At 66.0% G+C, this 14,448-nt stretch carries 13 protein-coding genes; 9 read left to right on the forward strand and 4 right to left on the reverse strand.

Annotated elements, in window-relative coordinates:
• Nucleotides 1-45 precede the first annotated feature (45 nt).
• Nucleotides 46-1,617: an amino acid permease gene (locus tag G6N38_RS22145; protein ID WP_163750148.1), complete on the reverse strand. Its 1,572-nt coding sequence runs from the start codon at nucleotides 1,615-1,617 to the stop codon at nucleotides 46-48.
• Between the two features lie 279 nt (nucleotides 1,618-1,896).
• Here G6N38_RS22145 and G6N38_RS22150 point away from each other — a divergent pair, with 279 nt between their 5' ends.
• From G6N38_RS22150 to zwf, 6 genes are read left to right on the forward strand one after another with little or no spacing between them, the layout of a single operon-like run.
• A complete protein-coding gene (locus G6N38_RS22150; protein WP_163752256.1) occupies nucleotides 1,897-3,219 on the forward strand; it encodes a glutamine synthetase family protein in 1,323 nt (440 codons plus the stop codon).
• A complete protein-coding gene (locus G6N38_RS22155; protein ID WP_407662796.1) occupies nucleotides 3,200-3,967 on the forward strand; it encodes a gamma-glutamyl-gamma-aminobutyrate hydrolase family protein in 768 nt (255 codons plus the stop codon). Before G6N38_RS22150 ends, G6N38_RS22155 begins: the two co-directional genes overlap by 20 nt.
• Nucleotides 3,964-5,328, forward strand: coding sequence for an aldehyde dehydrogenase family protein (locus G6N38_RS22160; protein WP_163750149.1), 1,365 nt, complete (start codon nucleotides 3,964-3,966; stop codon nucleotides 5,326-5,328). Before G6N38_RS22155 ends, G6N38_RS22160 begins: the two co-directional genes overlap by 4 nt.
• A complete protein-coding gene (locus tag G6N38_RS22165) occupies nucleotides 5,329-6,102 on the forward strand; it encodes a 3-oxoacyl-ACP reductase (RefSeq protein ID WP_163750150.1) in 774 nt (257 codons plus the stop codon).
• A gap of 14 nt (nucleotides 6,103-6,116) precedes the next feature.
• Nucleotides 6,117-6,839, forward strand: coding sequence for a FadR/GntR family transcriptional regulator (locus tag G6N38_RS22170; RefSeq protein ID WP_163750151.1), 723 nt, complete (start codon nucleotides 6,117-6,119; stop codon nucleotides 6,837-6,839).
• A gap of 34 nt (nucleotides 6,840-6,873) precedes the next feature.
• Nucleotides 6,874-8,388: a glucose-6-phosphate dehydrogenase gene (zwf, locus tag G6N38_RS22175; RefSeq protein ID WP_179968437.1), complete on the forward strand. Its 1,515-nt coding sequence runs from the start codon at nucleotides 6,874-6,876 to the stop codon at nucleotides 8,386-8,388.
• A gap of 5 nt (nucleotides 8,389-8,393) precedes the next feature.
• On the opposite strand, the gene sigC is transcribed toward zwf, so the two are convergent.
• A complete protein-coding gene (sigC, locus tag G6N38_RS22180; protein ID WP_163750152.1) occupies nucleotides 8,394-8,945 on the reverse strand; it encodes an RNA polymerase sigma factor SigC in 552 nt (183 codons plus the stop codon).
• A gap of 135 nt (nucleotides 8,946-9,080) precedes the next feature.
• Between sigC and G6N38_RS22185 the strand changes: the two genes are divergently transcribed.
• Entirely contained in the window at nucleotides 9,081-11,339 is a 2,259-nt protein-coding gene (locus tag G6N38_RS22185) for a heavy metal translocating P-type ATPase (protein ID WP_163750153.1), read from the forward strand.
• Nucleotides 11,340-11,358: 19 nt separating this feature from the next.
• Complete coding sequence (locus G6N38_RS22190; protein ID WP_163750154.1) at nucleotides 11,359-11,577, forward strand: heavy-metal-associated domain-containing protein; 219 nt, start codon at nucleotides 11,359-11,361, stop codon at nucleotides 11,575-11,577.
• Between the two features lie 6 nt (nucleotides 11,578-11,583).
• On the opposite strand, the gene G6N38_RS22195 is transcribed toward G6N38_RS22190, so the two are convergent.
• On the reverse strand, nucleotides 11,584-12,612 hold the full coding sequence (locus G6N38_RS22195) for an NAD(P)H-dependent amine dehydrogenase family protein (RefSeq protein WP_246228083.1): 1,029 nt from the start codon (nucleotides 12,610-12,612) through the stop codon (nucleotides 11,584-11,586).
• A 69-nt stretch (nucleotides 12,613-12,681) separates the two neighbouring features.
• Nucleotides 12,682-13,707, reverse strand: a complete 1,026-nt coding sequence (locus G6N38_RS22200) for a Rieske 2Fe-2S domain-containing protein (protein ID WP_163750156.1) — start codon at nucleotides 13,705-13,707, stop codon at nucleotides 12,682-12,684.
• Between the two features lie 100 nt (nucleotides 13,708-13,807).
• On the opposite strand from G6N38_RS22200, the gene G6N38_RS22205 reads away from it, so the two are divergent.
• On the forward strand, nucleotides 13,808-14,434 hold the full coding sequence (locus G6N38_RS22205) for a TetR/AcrR family transcriptional regulator (RefSeq protein ID WP_163750157.1): 627 nt from the start codon (nucleotides 13,808-13,810) through the stop codon (nucleotides 14,432-14,434).
• Nucleotides 14,435-14,448 lie beyond the last annotated feature (14 nt).

Here is a 14,448-nt window from a genome sequence, read left to right on the forward strand (position 1 = left end):
GGGGCCCGCCGGGCGGCGGGCCTGGGGTGCGGTCTCCTTAGCGACTCAGGAAACCCCCTCCAGCTCTTCGCCGCTGGTGTCGACCTGCTTGATCGGGCCGGTGAACCAGTTCTTCACCGACACGTGCCAGTAGATGTAGAGCAGGATCAGCACGCCACCCACCAGCAGCGGGGTGTAGTTGACGAATTTCCACTCGAAGCTCGCGTCCCACGGTGTGCCACTGATCGAGGTCGGGAACATCGCGATGATCGAGGTGACGATGATCTCGACCAGTGCCACCGGGGCCATCCACTTGTGGTGACCGCGTAGGTTCCATTTGCCCAGCGGGAACGAATCACCGGCTTTCCAGCGGTAATAGATCGGTACCGCGAAGCACAGGTACAGACCCACCACGCCGATCGACACCACCGCGAAGAACGCGACCGGCACCGGGGCGCCATTGATGTCGACCTTGACCAGTGCCGGCAGTGTGATGATCGCCGCGATCGTCGCGGTGACGATGACGGCGTTGGCCGGCACCTTCTTCGCGCTGAGCTTGGCCCAGAGTTGATGGCCGGGCACCGCCCGGTCGCGGCTGAACGCGAACAGCATGCGCGAGGCGCTGGTCTGGCAGGCCGTGGTGCAGAACAGCTGGCCGGCGGTGGAGATCAGCAGGACGATGCCGGCCCACTTGGAGGTCAGCGCCTGGCTGAAGATCGTGGCGACCGCGCCGCCGCCCGAGGTCACGCCGTCGACGTCCTGCACGGCGAACAGGAAGGTCAGCAGCAGAATCCAGCCGCCGATCGCCGAGTAGAAGATCGACCGCCAGATGCCCTTGGCTGCGCCGTCGGCGGCGCTCTTGGTCTCCTCCGACAGGTGCGCCGACGCGTCGTAGCCGGTGATTGTGTACTGGGTCAGGATCGCCGACATCGGCAGCACGAACAGCAGGAAGGTGAACCCGGAGGTGGAGCCGCCGAAGAAGCCGGTGTTGTTGACCGTCGTGGCGAACACCGTGGAGAAGCTGGCGTGCTGTTCGGGCAGCGCCCACAGGATGACGATGACGGCGGCGGCGCCGATAACGTGCCACCACACCGAGATGTTGTTGATGACGGCCAGCAGGTGGCTGGAGAAGATGTTGATGGTCGCCACGATCACCAGGATGACCAGAAACAGGATGAACGTCCGGGTCAGGCTGTAGCCGGCCAGCCAGCTCTCGCTGAACGTGCCCAGCGTGAGGTCGAGGAAGGTCGCCGACCCGTAGGCCACCGACGCCAGGATGGCGATCAGGCCGATCAGGTTCAGCCAGCCGGTGTAGTAGCCGGCCTTCGGGCCGCCGAGCTTGGCTGCCCACCAATAGATTCCGCCCGATGTCGGGAAGGCTGACACGAGCTCGGACATACACAAGCCGATGATCAGGATGAAGACCGAGATCAGTGGCCAGCCCCAGGCGATGGCCGCCGGTCCGCCGTTATTCCAGCCCAGGCCGAAGGAGGTGAAGCAGCCGGCCAGGATCGAGATGATCGAGAACGAGATGGCGAAGTTGCTGAACCCTGACCAGGATCGATGTAGTTCCTGGGTGTAACCGAGGCTGGCGAGGTGCTTTTCGTCGTCGTCGAGAAGTTCGTGACCCTCTGGCACGGCGTTCCTCCTTCTGGTCCGTTCTGGGCGCCGATGGCGGAGAGGCGTCGACCGGCGCTCTCTGATTAGGGACAATAGGCCGCTATTGGTCTGGTGTCCTACCTTTGGAGTGACATTTATGTAAATCTGGTGGACGACGTCGCCGCCGCGGCTACGTCCAATGGTTGACTTTCCGTCGAATCATTTCTCGAACCGGCGCTATCGAGAGGGGCACCCGTGACACCTGATGGTGTGGGCCGCCGCCGGCCTGGTCTATTGGTGCAGCCCGAGCTGGAGAGCATGGTGGCCGCGGGGGAGATCGACACGGTGATCGTGGCCTTCGCCGACATGCAGGGCCGGTTGACCGGCAAGCGGGTCGCGGCCCGGCTGTTCGTCGAGGAGGTCGCCGCGCACGGTGCGGAGTGCTGCAACTACCTGCTGGCCGTCGACGTCGATATGAACACCGTTGACGGGTACGCGATGTCGAGCTGGGAGTCCGGTTACGGCGACATGGTGATGACGCCCGACTTCACGACTCTGCGTGCGTTGCCGTGGCTGCCCGGTACCGCGCTGGTGATGGCCGATCTGTCCTTTGTCGGGGGTGGTCCGGTGCTGCCGGCGCCGCGCAGCATCCTGCGGGCACAGCTGGACCGGCTGGCCCAGCGGGGGCTGGAGGCCTTCATCGGCACCGAGCTGGAATTCATGGTGTTCGACGACACCTTCCGCGACGCCTGGGCGGCCGGTTACCGGGGACTGTCCCCGGCCACCGACTACAACGTCGACTACGCCATCCACGCCTCCACCCGGATGGAGCCACTGCTGCGCGACATTCGCCTTGGCATGGACGGTGCCGGCATGTATTGCGAAGGAGTGAAGGGGGAGTGCAACCTCGGCCAGCAGGAGATCGCGTTCCGTTACGACACCGCGCTGGTCACCTGCGATAACCACACCATCTACAAGAACGGTGCCAAGGAGATCGCCGACCAGCACGGCAAGAGTCTGACGTTCATGGCGAAATACGATGAGCGCGAAGGCAACAGCTGTCATATCCACATTTCGCTGCGCGGGGAGGACGGCTCGGCGGTGTTCGCCGATCCCGACGAGCCGCTGGGTATGTCACCGATGTTCCGGAGTTTCATCGCGGGCCAATTGGCCACGATGCGTGAGCTGACGCTGTTTTATGCTCCGAACATCAACTCCTACAAGCGATTTGTCGAGGGTAGCTTCGCGCCGACCGCGATCGCGTGGGGGCTGGACAACCGGACCTGCGCGCTGCGGGTGGTGGGCCACGGGCATTCCATGCGGATGGAGTGCCGCGCCCCCGGCGGAGACGTCAACCAGTACCTGGCGGTGGCTGCGCTGATCGCCGGTGGGCTGCACGGGATCGACAACGGTCTGGAACTACCCGAGGCCTGTGCGGGCAACGCCTACACCAGCGGCGCGGAGCGGCTACCGACCACGCTCGCCGAGGCCGCCGCACTGTTCGAGGGGTCGGCGATCGCCCGCGAGGTGTTCGGCGATGAGGTCGTGGAGCACTACCTCAACAACGCCCGGGTCGAGCTGGCTGCGTTCAATTCGGCGGTCACCGACTGGGAGCGGGTGCGTGGCTTTGAACGTCTCTAGGCTGGACGGTCCGGCTCGCCCTGTTATCGGGCTGACCACCTATCTCCAGCAGGCCAAGTCCGGCATCTGGGACACGCATGCCAGCTTCCTGCCGGGGGTCTACCTCGACGGCGTAACACTGGCCGGTGGCATCGCCACGCTGCTGCCGCCTCAGCCGGTGGATGCCGATATCGCAAGCCAGGTCCTCGATGGGATCGACGGCCTGGTCATCACCGGCGGCAGGGACGTCGACCCGTCGTCCTATGGGCACGACCCGCATCCCACCAGCGACGAGCCGGACCGCGCTCGCGATGTCTGGGAGTTCGCATTGATAGCGGCTGCCGTGCGGCGCCATCTGCCGGTGCTCGGCATCTGCCGTGGAGCGCAGATGCTCAATGTCGCGCTGGGTGGCACGCTGCACCAGCATCTGCCCGACATCGTCGGGCATACCCGTCATCAGCAGGGCAACGCGGTGTTCACCACCTCCTCGATCCGCACCGTGGCCGGGAGCAGGCTGGCCGGATTGGTCGGAGAGAACACGAACGCGCAGTGCTACCACCACCAGGCGATCGACCGGCTCGGTGATGGTTTGATGATCAGCGCACTGGACGACGACGGCGTGATCGAGGGCGTCGAAATCCCAGGTGACGACTTCGTTCTGGCCGTGCAATGGCATCCCGAGGAGACGCTGGACGATCTTCGGCTGTTCGCCGGCCTGGTGGAGGCGGCACGGACCTATACGACAGAACGAGGGAGGACCCGAGCGTGACGACGACCGAATTGGTCAATCCGGCCACCGAGCAGGCATTGCGCACGGTCGAACTGACCGATGTCGACGGGGTCGACGACGCCGTCGCGCGGGCCAAAGTGGCACAAAAGGCGTGGGCCGCTGCGGCTCCCGCGGAACGTGCTGCGGCATTGCGGGCGTTCGCCGCCGCGGTCGACGCTCACGTCGGCGAGCTGGCCGCCCTGGAGGTGGCCAACTCCGGACATCCGATCGGCGCCGCCGAGTGGGAAGCCGGCCACGTGCGCGACGTGCTGCAGTTCTATTCGGCGACCCCGGAACGGTTGTCGGGCAAGCAGATTCCGGTGTCCGGTGGCTTGAATGTCACGTTCAACGAGCCGATGGGCGTGATCGGGGTGATCACGCCGTGGAACTTCCCGATGCCGATCGCGGTGTGGGGTTTCGCGCCCGCGCTGGCCGCGGGTAACGCGGTGGTGCTCAAGCCGGCCGAATGGACCCCGCTGACGTCCATCCGGCTCGGCGAGCTCGCGCTGGAGGCCGGCCTGCCCGAGGGTCTGTTCCAGGTGCTGCCCGGCCGTGGTTCGGTGGTCGGCGAGCGTTTCATCAGCCACCCCGATGTACGCAAGATCGTCTTCACCGGCTCGACCGAGGTCGGAACCAGGGTGATGGCCGGCGCTGCCGACCAGGTGAAGCGGGTGACGCTGGAACTCGGTGGTAAGAGCGCCAATATCGTGTTCGCCGACTGTGACCTCGAACGCGCCGCTGCCACCGCGCCTTACGGGGTATTCGACAACGCCGGGCAGGACTGCTGCGCGCGCAGCCGGATCCTGGTGCAGCGCAGCGTGTTCGACAAGTTCATGGAGCTACTCGAGCCGGCTGTCAAGGGACTCGTCGTCGGGGACCCCGCTGCTCGGGAGACCGAGATGGGTCCGCTGGTCTCGCGCAAGCACTTCGATTCGGTGGCGGCCTATGTGCCTGACGACGCGCCCGTCGCGTTCCGCGGCTCGGCGCCCAGCGGGCCGGGATTCTGGTTCCCGCCCACGGTGCTCACCCCGCAACGCACCGACCGGACCGTCACCGAGGAGATCTTCGGTCCGGTCGTCACCGTGCTGCCGTTCGAGGACGAGGCAGACGCCATCGCGCTGGCCAACGACACCGAATACGGTCTGTCCGGCTCGATCTGGACCGACAACCTATCGCGGGCAGTGCGGGTGTCGCGTGCAGTCGAGGCCGGCAACCTGAGCGTGAACTCGCACTCGTCGGTGCGATACAACACCCCGTTCGGCGGATTCAAACAGTCCGGGCTGGGCCGCGAACTCGGACCAGATGCCCCGTTGTCGTTCACCGAGACCAAGAACGTCTTTTTCGCAGTAGAGGAGAGCTAGATGGATCTGTCCCAACGACTCAAGGACAAGGTCGCGGTTGTCACCGGCGGCGCGAGCGGCATCGGACTGGCTGCCGTCAAGCGGATGCGGGCCGAAGGCGCGATCGTCGTCATCGGGGACGTCGACCCGGTGACCGGCAAGTCCGTTGCCGACGACCTGAACGTGACGTTCGTTCAGGTGGACGTCTCGGATCAGGTCGCCGTGGATCGCTTGTTCGACACCGCTTTCGAGGTGCACGGTGGGGTTGACATCGCATTCAACAACGCGGGTATCAGCCCGCCCGACGACGACCTGATCGAGAACACCGGCATCGACGCCTGGGACCGGGTGCAGGACGTCAACCTCAAGTCGGTCTTCTTCTGCTGCAAGGCGGCGCTGCGGCATATGGTGCCCGCGCAGAAGGGTTCGATCATCAACACCGCCTCGTTCGTCGCGGTGATGGGTTCGGCGACCAGCCAGATCTCCTACACCGCGTCCAAGGGTGGCGTGCTGGCCATGTCGCGCGAGCTCGGAGTTCAATACGCACGCCAGGGAATTCGGGTCAACGCGCTGTGCCCCGGACCGGTGAACACCCCGCTGCTGCAGGAACTGTTCGCCAAGGATCCCGAGCGGGCCGCGCGTCGGCTGGTGCACGTGCCGATGGGCCGGTTCGCCGAACCGGAGGAACTGGCCGCCGCGGTGGCATTCCTGGCCAGTGATGACTCGTCGTTCATCACCGGGTCGACCTTCCTGGTCGACGGCGGGATCAGCGGCCATTACGTGACGCCGCTGTAAGGGCGTACACACACGTGACTGGAGCTCCGGAACCGCGGCAGGCCTCGGAGGCTCTGCTGCGTCCGGTGCGCCTGGGCAACGCGTTCGAGGACACCGTTGGCAGGCTGCTGGAGACGATCAAGCTCGGTGTGCTGACACCGGGTGAATCGCTGCCGCCCGAACGCGAACTCGCGGTCCGGCTCGGGGTCAGCCGCGACACGGTGCGGGAAGCGATCAAGTCGCTGGCAGAGGCCGGCTACCTGGTGTCTCGGCGTGGCCGCTACGGCGGCACCTTCCTGGCTGAGTCGCTGCCTGCCCCGACCGAAGGCGTGGTGCGGTTCAGCCGAGCCGATATCGACGACGCGCTGCGGCTGCGGGAGATCCTCGAAGTCGGTGCGGCCAGGCTGGCCGCCACCCGCACGCTGACTGCCACCGAGCGCGAAGGGCTGTGGTCGCGGCTGACCGACGTGCGGTGCTCGTGCGCGGAGGACTATCGGCGGCTGGACTCCAGGCTGCACCTGGCGATCGCCGAGGCGGCCGGATCGCCCTCGCTGGTGCCACTGGTGGCCGAAAACCGGATGCGGTTGAACGCTCTGCTGGACCAGATTCCGTTGCTGCGGCGCAACATTGTGCATTCCGACGAACAGCACGAGGCGATCGTCATCGCCATCCTGGCCGGCGACCCCGATGCCGCGGGCACCGCGATGCAGGCACACGTTGCCGGTTCAGCCGCCCTATTGCACGGCTTCTTGGACTGACGAGAAGTAGCACGGACCACCGTGGGGTGCGATCATGCCCGGTGTGGCCACCGACAAGTTGCAGACCATCGCCTACCCGGCAGCAGGCGCCCGTCCGCACCGGCGTGACGCCGAGAGCCTCGAGCCCCACGTCATCGTGCTCTTCGGGGCGACCGGCGACCTTGCCAAGCGCAAGCTGCTACCGGGGCTGGCGTATCTGGAAGAGTCGGCTCTGGCCCCCGACATCCGGTTGGTCGCGACGTCGCTGGAGAACTACACCGGCGAGCAGTTCCTGGCCATCGCCAGGGAGGCTGTCGACGGGTTCGGCAGCCGCAAACTCTCCGACGAACAGTGGGCGCATTTCGCCGAACGCGTCACCTACGTCCCCCAGGGCGCCGGACCGCAGGCGTTGGCCGACGCGGTGATCGCAGCTGAGCGCCTACTGGGCGATGACGTCCGGCGGCTGCACTACCTGTCGGTACCGCCCAAGGCGGCGCAGTCCGTTATCACCATGCTCAAGGACGCGAACCTGGTGGATCGGTCCCGGGTGGTGATGGAGAAGCCGTTCGGCACCGATCTGGCCAGTGCCATCGAACTCAACGATTTCGTCCACGACACGTTCAGCGAAGAGCAGATCTTCCGTATCGATCACTTCCTCGGCAAAGAGGCCGCCCAGAACATCCTGGCATTCCGATTCGCAAACGGGCTGTTCGAGCCCATTTGGAATCGCAACTTCATCGATCACATCCAGATCGACATCCCCGAGAAGCTCGGCCTGGACGCCCGGGCGAACTTCTACGAGAGCACCGGCGCGTACAAGGACATGGTGGTCACCCACCTCTTCCAGGTGATGGCCTTCGTGGTGATGGAGCCGCCGACCGCGCTTGAGCCCCGCGCGATCAGCGAGGAGAAGAACAAGGTCTTTCGTTCGATGCTGCCGGTCGACACTGCCGACGTGGTCCGCGGTCAATACACCGGTTATCGCGAAGAGGATGGTGTGGCAAGGGATTCCGACACCGAGACGTTCATCGCGCTCAAGGTCGGGATCGATAACTGGCGCTGGGCCGGGGTCCCGATCTACCTGCGGACCGGCAAGAAGATGGCCGAGGGGCAGCGGATCATCTCGATCGCGTTCAAGGAAGCGCCGCGCACGATGTTCCCGCCCGGCTCGGGGGTGGGTTCCGAAGGTCCGGATCATCTCACCTTCGATCTGGCCGACGAGTCCAAAGTGTCGCTGTCGTTCTACGGCAAGCGGCCTGGGCCGGGCATGAAGCTCGACAAGCTGTCCATGCAGTTCTCCACTCAGGAGACCGATTCGGTCGGTGATGTGCTGGAGGCCTACGAGCGGCTCATCCTGGACGCGATGCGGGGCGACCACACCCTGTTCACCACCGCGGAAGGCATCGAGTCACTCTGGGAACGCTCGGCGCAACTCCTGGAGGACCCGCCGCCGGTCAAGAGCTACCCGGTCGGCACGTGGGGTCCCAATGCGATCCATCAACTCATCGCCCCGAATGCCTGGCGGCTTCCGTTCGAACGGGCCTGGCGGGAGAAGAAGTCCGCGACTTAGCTGGCTCAGCCCACTTCGTCCTCGCGGTGCGCAGCGCTGATCAGATCCTCGCGGGCTCGCGCCACGCGGGAGCGGATGGTGCCGACCGGGCACCCGCACACTTCGGCGGCCTCGGCGTAGGACAGCCCGAGCACCTGGGTCAGCATCAGGGCGTGACGACGGTCGGTGTCCAGGCCGTCGAGCAGCATCCTGATCTCGATGATGTCCTCGAACCGGGCGGCGCTGGGGCGGCTGTCGAGCACCTGATCCAGATCGATCGCCGAGGCGGTACGGGGGCGGGCCTGGTTGCGGCGGATCTGGTCGACGACGACCCGGCGGGCAATCGACATCAGCCAGGTGCGCGCCGACGAACGGCCGGAGAACCGGGGCAGTGCGCCAAGGGCGCGTAGAAAGGTCTCCTGCGTGAGGTCGTCGGCGTGACCGGGATCACCCAGGAACGCGACGGTGCGCCAGACATCCCGCTGAGTGGCCTTGATGAACGCTTCCAGCGCGGCCGAATCGCCCCGCCCTGCGGCCAGGGCCAGCACGGTCACCTGGTCGTCGTTGCGTTCACTCACGCTCACAGAGAGTAGGGGATCACTGGATCCGGCACACCCGCAGGCCGGTGCGGAAGCGTATTTTGGGTGGCCGGGAACCTATCGGCCTCGGTAGCCGACTGTTCCGTTGAGCAGCACACTGAGCCAAGGAGGGCGATGACGGCATCCGTCGTAGGCGGTCCGACCGCCTCGAACGTGGCCGACGCGCCGGGACACCTGCATCGCGTCGAACTCGACGTCTCGGGGATGTCCTGCGCGGCATGCGCCGCCCGGGTCGAGACCAAACTCAACAAGCTCGACGGCGTCCGCGCCTCGGTGAACTTCGCCACCCGGGTGGCCAGTATCGATGCCCCCGGATCGATGCCCGCCGAGGACTTGTGCGCGGTGATCCGCAAGGCCGGCTACGACGCCGCCCCACGCTCGGCGTCGTCGGCCGAGCCGGTGGACCCCGATGACCGGGTGGCGCGCAACCTGCTGCGCCGGCTGGCTCTGGCCGCGGTGTTGTTCGTGCCGCTGGCTGACCTGTCGGTGATGTTCGCCGTCGTGCCCAGCACCCGGTTCGCCGGCTGGGAGTGGGTGCTGACTGCGCTGGCCGCACCGATCGTCACCTGGGCGGCGTGGCCGTTCCACCGGGTGGCCCTGCGCAACGCGCGCCATGGCACCGCCTCCATGGAAACCCTGATCTCGGTCGGCGTCACCGCGGCCACCCTGTGGTCGCTGTACACGATCTTCTTCGGCCACCATGACCGGCAGACCCGCGGCATCTGGCAGGCGCTGCTGGGCAGCGACGCGATCTATCTCGAGGTCGCCGCAGGTGTCACGGTGTTCATCCTGGCCGGTCGGTATTTCGAGGCCAAGGCGAAGTCACGCGCGGGTAGCGCGCTGCGGGCGCTGGCGGCGCTGAGCGCCAAGAACGTGTCGGTGCTGCTGGCCGACGGCAGCGAGATGGTGTTGCCGGCAGACGAACTCGCCGAGCAGCAGCGGTTCGTCGTGCGCCCCGGTGAGACGATCGCCGCCGACGGACTGGTGGTCGAGGGCAGCGCCGCCATCGACGTGAGTGCGATGACCGGCGAAGCCACACCGTCGCGTGCCCATCCCGGCGAGCCGGTGATCGGCGGGACGGTGGTGCTCGACGGCCGGCTCATCGTCGAGGCCGCCGCGGTGGGTTCCGACACCCAGTTCGCCGGCATGGTGCGCCTGGTCGAAGAAGCGCAAGCGCAGAAGGCCGACGCCCAACGACTGGCCGACCGGATCGCCGGGGTTTTCGTGCCTGCGGTGTTCGGTATCGCGGCGCTCACCGCGATCGGGTGGCTGTTGGCCGGGGCCGACGCCGACCGGGTGTTCTCGGCAGCGCTTGCCGTGCTGGTGATTGCCTGCCCCTGCGCACTCGGGCTGGCCACCCCGACGGCGATGATGGTGGCCTCCGGGCGCGGCGCGCAGCTGGGCATCTTCCTGAAGGGCCACCGCGCGCTGGAAGCCATCCGGGCGGTGGACACCGTGGTGTTCGACAAGACCGGCACGCTGACAACGGGGCACCTGGCGGTCACCGAGGTGACCGCCGCCGACGGCTGGCAACGTGACGAGGTGCTCGCACTGGCCGCTGCCGTCGAGGTGGCCTCCGAACACGCGGTCGCCATCGCGATCGCCGCCGCGACCGACGAGCGCCGCCCGCTGGAGGACTTCCGCGCCCATCCCGGGCGCGGGGTCACCGGAACCGTATCCGGGCGCCGAGTGGTGGTCGGGCGCCCGTCGTGGACCGCCGAGCAGGCCGAGGTGGCTGAGCATCTGCAGTCGCCCCGGCGCAGCGGTGAATCGCGCGGTGAGACAGTCGTTTTCGTTGCGGTCGACGGCCAGGTGTGCGGGGCGATCGCGGTCGCTGACGCGGTCAAGGAGTCCGCGGCCGATGCCGTGGCCGCATTGCATCGCAAGGGGCTGCGCACCGTGCTGCTCACCGGGGACAACGCGGCGGCCGCGGGCGCGGTGGCCGCCCAGGTCGGCATCGACGAGGTCATCGCCGAGGTGCTGCCCGAAGGCAAGGTCGACGTCATCGAGCAACTGCGCGAGCAGGGCCGGGTGGTCGCGATGGTGGGCGACGGCATCAACGACGGCCCCGCCCTGGCGTCGGCGGATCTCGGCCTGGCCATCGGGCGCGGCACCGATGTCGCGATCGGTGCCGCCGACATCATCCTGGTGCGCGACGATCTCGACATCGTCCCGCAAGCGCTCGACTTGGCTCGTGCCACCATGCGCACGATCCGCACCAATCTGTTCTGGGCGTTCGGCTACAACGTGGCGGCCATCCCGATCGCCGCGGCCGGGCTGCTCAATCCGCTCATCGCCGGTGCGGCGATGGCGTTCTCGTCGTTCTTCGTCGTCTCGAACAGCCTGCGGCTGCGCAACTTCGACGCCCGCTAGTCACTGAAAGGCAGATCAGATGTCCCAGCAGACCTTCATGGTCACCGGCTTGCATTGTCAGAGTTGTGTGCGGGTGGTGAGCGGCGCGCTGACGGAACTGCCCGGGGTCGGCGCGGTCGAGGTCGACCTCGACGCCGACGGCGCGTCCACCGTGCGGGTCGACACCGCCGCCGAACTCAGCGTCGAGCAGGTCCGGGCCGCGCTCGCAGACGAGGGTGACTACGCCGTCGTGAGCTGAACGGGCTCACGCCTCGACGAAACGCCCCGCGAATCCACGCAGCGGCAGGTCGGCGCTGGTCAGCAGACCGGGTGGGGCGGCGACCACCGACGTGATGGCGGACAGCGCCGGCATCCCGGTGACCGTCATACCGATCGAGGCGAAGTTCGCCGGATCCGACAGGTCCACATCGGGTTTCGGGAAGATCATGTGCTTGTTGTAGACGCACGGGTCACCCTTGACCTGGGTGATGTAGCAGCCCTTGATGCGCCAGCTCGGGCTGGTGTGCGGCGTCATCTGCCACTCCAGGTGCGTCTCGACCCGCGGCACACCGTTCACCATGCCCTGGTACTTGATGTAGTTGCCGCCCAGTGATCCCTTGGGCAGGACGTACCAGCCCAGGTCGACGTCCTCGGTGCAGGCGCCGAGTTCGTAGCTGAAGGTAACCTCGTCGAGTTTCAGGCCGAAGCAGTCGGCCATCATATAGACGCTGTCGGCGAAGACCCGGGTGTACTTCTCCAGCTTCCCCGGAATGCTCGGATCGTCAACGGGCAGACCGTAACCCACCTCGATCCAGGTGTCCTTGCTGTGATGGCAGGACACGTCGACGGATTCGATGGTGGTGATGTTCTCGATGTCGGCGACGTCGGCCGAGCAGACCACGCCCAGGATCTGATTCAGGCCCGGGTTCATGCCGGTGCCATAGAACGTCGACCCGCCCTTTTCACATGCTTCGGCCAGCAGCTGGCTGACCTTCTTGCCCGACGAGTGCGGGTGGTTCCTGTCGCGGTGCCAACCGGTGATCCAGTCCGCGGTGGTGACGATGTTGATGCCGGCTTCGAGGATCTGTACGTAGAGATCCTCGTCGGGGAACACCCCGTGGAAGGTGAGGACGTCGGGTTTGGCGGCGATGATCTCTTCGATGGTGCCGGTGGCGATCACTCCGTTGGGGGCCAGGCCGGCTAGCTCGCCGGCGTCCTTGCCCACCTTCTCGGGTGAATAGCAGTGCACACCAATCAATTCCAGATCAGGCCGGGTTGCGATGCGCTTGATCATCTCCGAGCCGACATTGCCGGTGGCGACCTGGAAGACGCGGATCGGCTCACTCTTGTTGCCCACTGGGGTTCAGCCCTTCTCTCGTGCCGCATACACGTCGGCGGCGCTGCCACCGATGCCATCGGGATAAAACTGCTTGGCCCACTCGCGGATTGCGGTGAAGCCGGAGTACTCATCGCCGGTCAGCGCGGGCGGATCGGAGTAGCGCTGATGCGACCAGATGTGGATGTCCTGGCGGAACTGGCGGATGACTTCGTCGCCGAATTCGGCCGCTTTGACAGCCGCACGCTCGGTGTCCTTGCCCGGTGTGCGGCCGATGTAGACCATGAACCGCACATCGGAGGTGTACTCGTCGACCGGTGTGATGCACGAGATGGTGCGGTTATCGATCATGCCCCAGCTCTTGGTGACGGCGATCCCCAAGCCGCCGTTGATCGCCTCGACGCCACTTCTGACGTCGTCGATCATCTGCTGATCGTCACCTTCGAAGGTGATGGTGAAGTCCACGTAGGACACCGGTTCGGCGAAGTCATGGCGGGTGAAGATCGGGTTGATCGGGGTGCCGTGGACGTATTTGAAGTGGGCGAAGTCCACCCCGTTCTCGAGGACGTATTGCGGGTGCATCTCGTGGCCCTGCTCGAACAGCCGTCGCTGCGGGTAGTAGTCGGCCGCGCTGCTGTCATCGCCGAACGAGGCGAATACATCGGGGGCGTCAAAGAACGGCTCACGGCCGTCGTCGTCATACCAGAGGTAGATCGACTCGTTGCGTTCCGCGGTTGGGTAGGTCTTGATGCGCCGGCCGCGGTTGGGTCGCTTGTCGTAGGGAATGCAGACATTTCGGCCTTCTGAATCCCATTGCCAGCCATGAAACGGGCACTGCAACACTTCGCCTTCGACGTGTCCGCCGTAGCCCAGGTGGGCGCCCAGGTGTTCGCAGTAGGCGTTCATCACGGTGACAGTGCCCGACTTGGCACGCCAGGCGATCAATTCCTGACCGAAGTACGTCATCCGGTGCACGTCACCGACACCGATCTCATCGGACCACGCCACCTGAAACCATCCCGTCGGCTTCATCGAAAGCGGTGGCTTCGCCATCTCGGTCCTTTTCATGGATACCCACGCGGTGATCATGGGGGAGTCTATGAACTAATCATAGTAGTGTCAATGAAAGATCGAAATCGCTTAAGCTACTGCGATGGCAGAGCCAGACAGCGCACGCAGAACATCCAACCGGCGCGGCATGGCCACACGGGAAGCGATGCTCAATGCGGCCGTCGAGGCATTGGCCACCGGCGACCCGGCCGCCGTTTCGGCCAATCGCATTGCCAAGCAGATCGGCGTGACGTGGGGGACCGTGCAATACCAGTTCGGCGACGCCGACGGATTTTGGGCAGCGGTGCTGCACCACACCGCGCAGCGGCGGGCCAGCCTGTTCGGCAGTGCCGGCGGCGGAGCTCCGCTGCGTTCGCGTGTCGCCGGCATCATCGACACCCTGTACAAGGGGCTGGACGCTCCGGACTCCCGAGCCATCGAGAACCTCCGGGCCGCGTTGCCGCGCAACCCTGACGACCTCGACCGTCTGTATCCCGCCACTGCCGCCGAGCTGAGATCCTGGGGCCAAAGCTGGAATGAGACGTGCCAGAAGGCATTCGCCGACCTGCACGTCAATCCGCGGCGGGTGCACCACGTGGCAGCGTTCATCCCGGGTGCGATGCGAGGCCTGGTGTCCGAGAAGCAACTTGGCAGCTACGCCGATCTTGATGAGGCTCGCGAAGGATTGACCAACGCCATTGCCGCCTACCTGAGCGAGCCCTCGGATTGATCGGCCGCCCGCCC

The organism is Mycolicibacterium helvum (assembly GCF_010731895.1).
Classification (GTDB): Bacteria; Actinomycetota; Actinomycetes; order Mycobacteriales; family Mycobacteriaceae; genus Mycobacterium; species Mycobacterium helvum.

Coding starts and splice junctions, on each gene's coding strand:
- G6N38_RS22150 (WP_163752256.1), top strand. CDS start 1,897: ATGGTGGCCGCGGGGGAGATCGACACGGTGATCGTGGCCTTCGCCGAC.
- G6N38_RS22165 (WP_163750150.1), top strand. CDS start 5,329: ATGGATCTGTCCCAACGACTCAAGGACAAGGTCGCGGTTGTCACCGGC.
- zwf (WP_179968437.1), top strand. CDS start 6,874: ATGCCCGGTGTGGCCACCGACAAGTTGCAGACCATCGCCTACCCGGCA.
- G6N38_RS22185 (WP_163750153.1), top strand. CDS start 9,081: ATGACGGCATCCGTCGTAGGCGGTCCGACCGCCTCGAACGTGGCCGAC.
- G6N38_RS22190 (WP_163750154.1), top strand. CDS start 11,359: ATGTCCCAGCAGACCTTCATGGTCACCGGCTTGCATTGTCAGAGTTGT.
- G6N38_RS22195 (WP_246228083.1), bottom strand. CDS start 12,612: ATGATCAAGCGCATCGCAACCCGGCCTGATCTGGAATTGATTGGTGTG.
- G6N38_RS22200 (WP_163750156.1), bottom strand. CDS start 13,707: ATGGCGAAGCCACCGCTTTCGATGAAGCCGACGGGATGGTTTCAGGTG.
- G6N38_RS22205 (WP_163750157.1), top strand. CDS start 13,808: ATGGCAGAGCCAGACAGCGCACGCAGAACATCCAACCGGCGCGGCATG.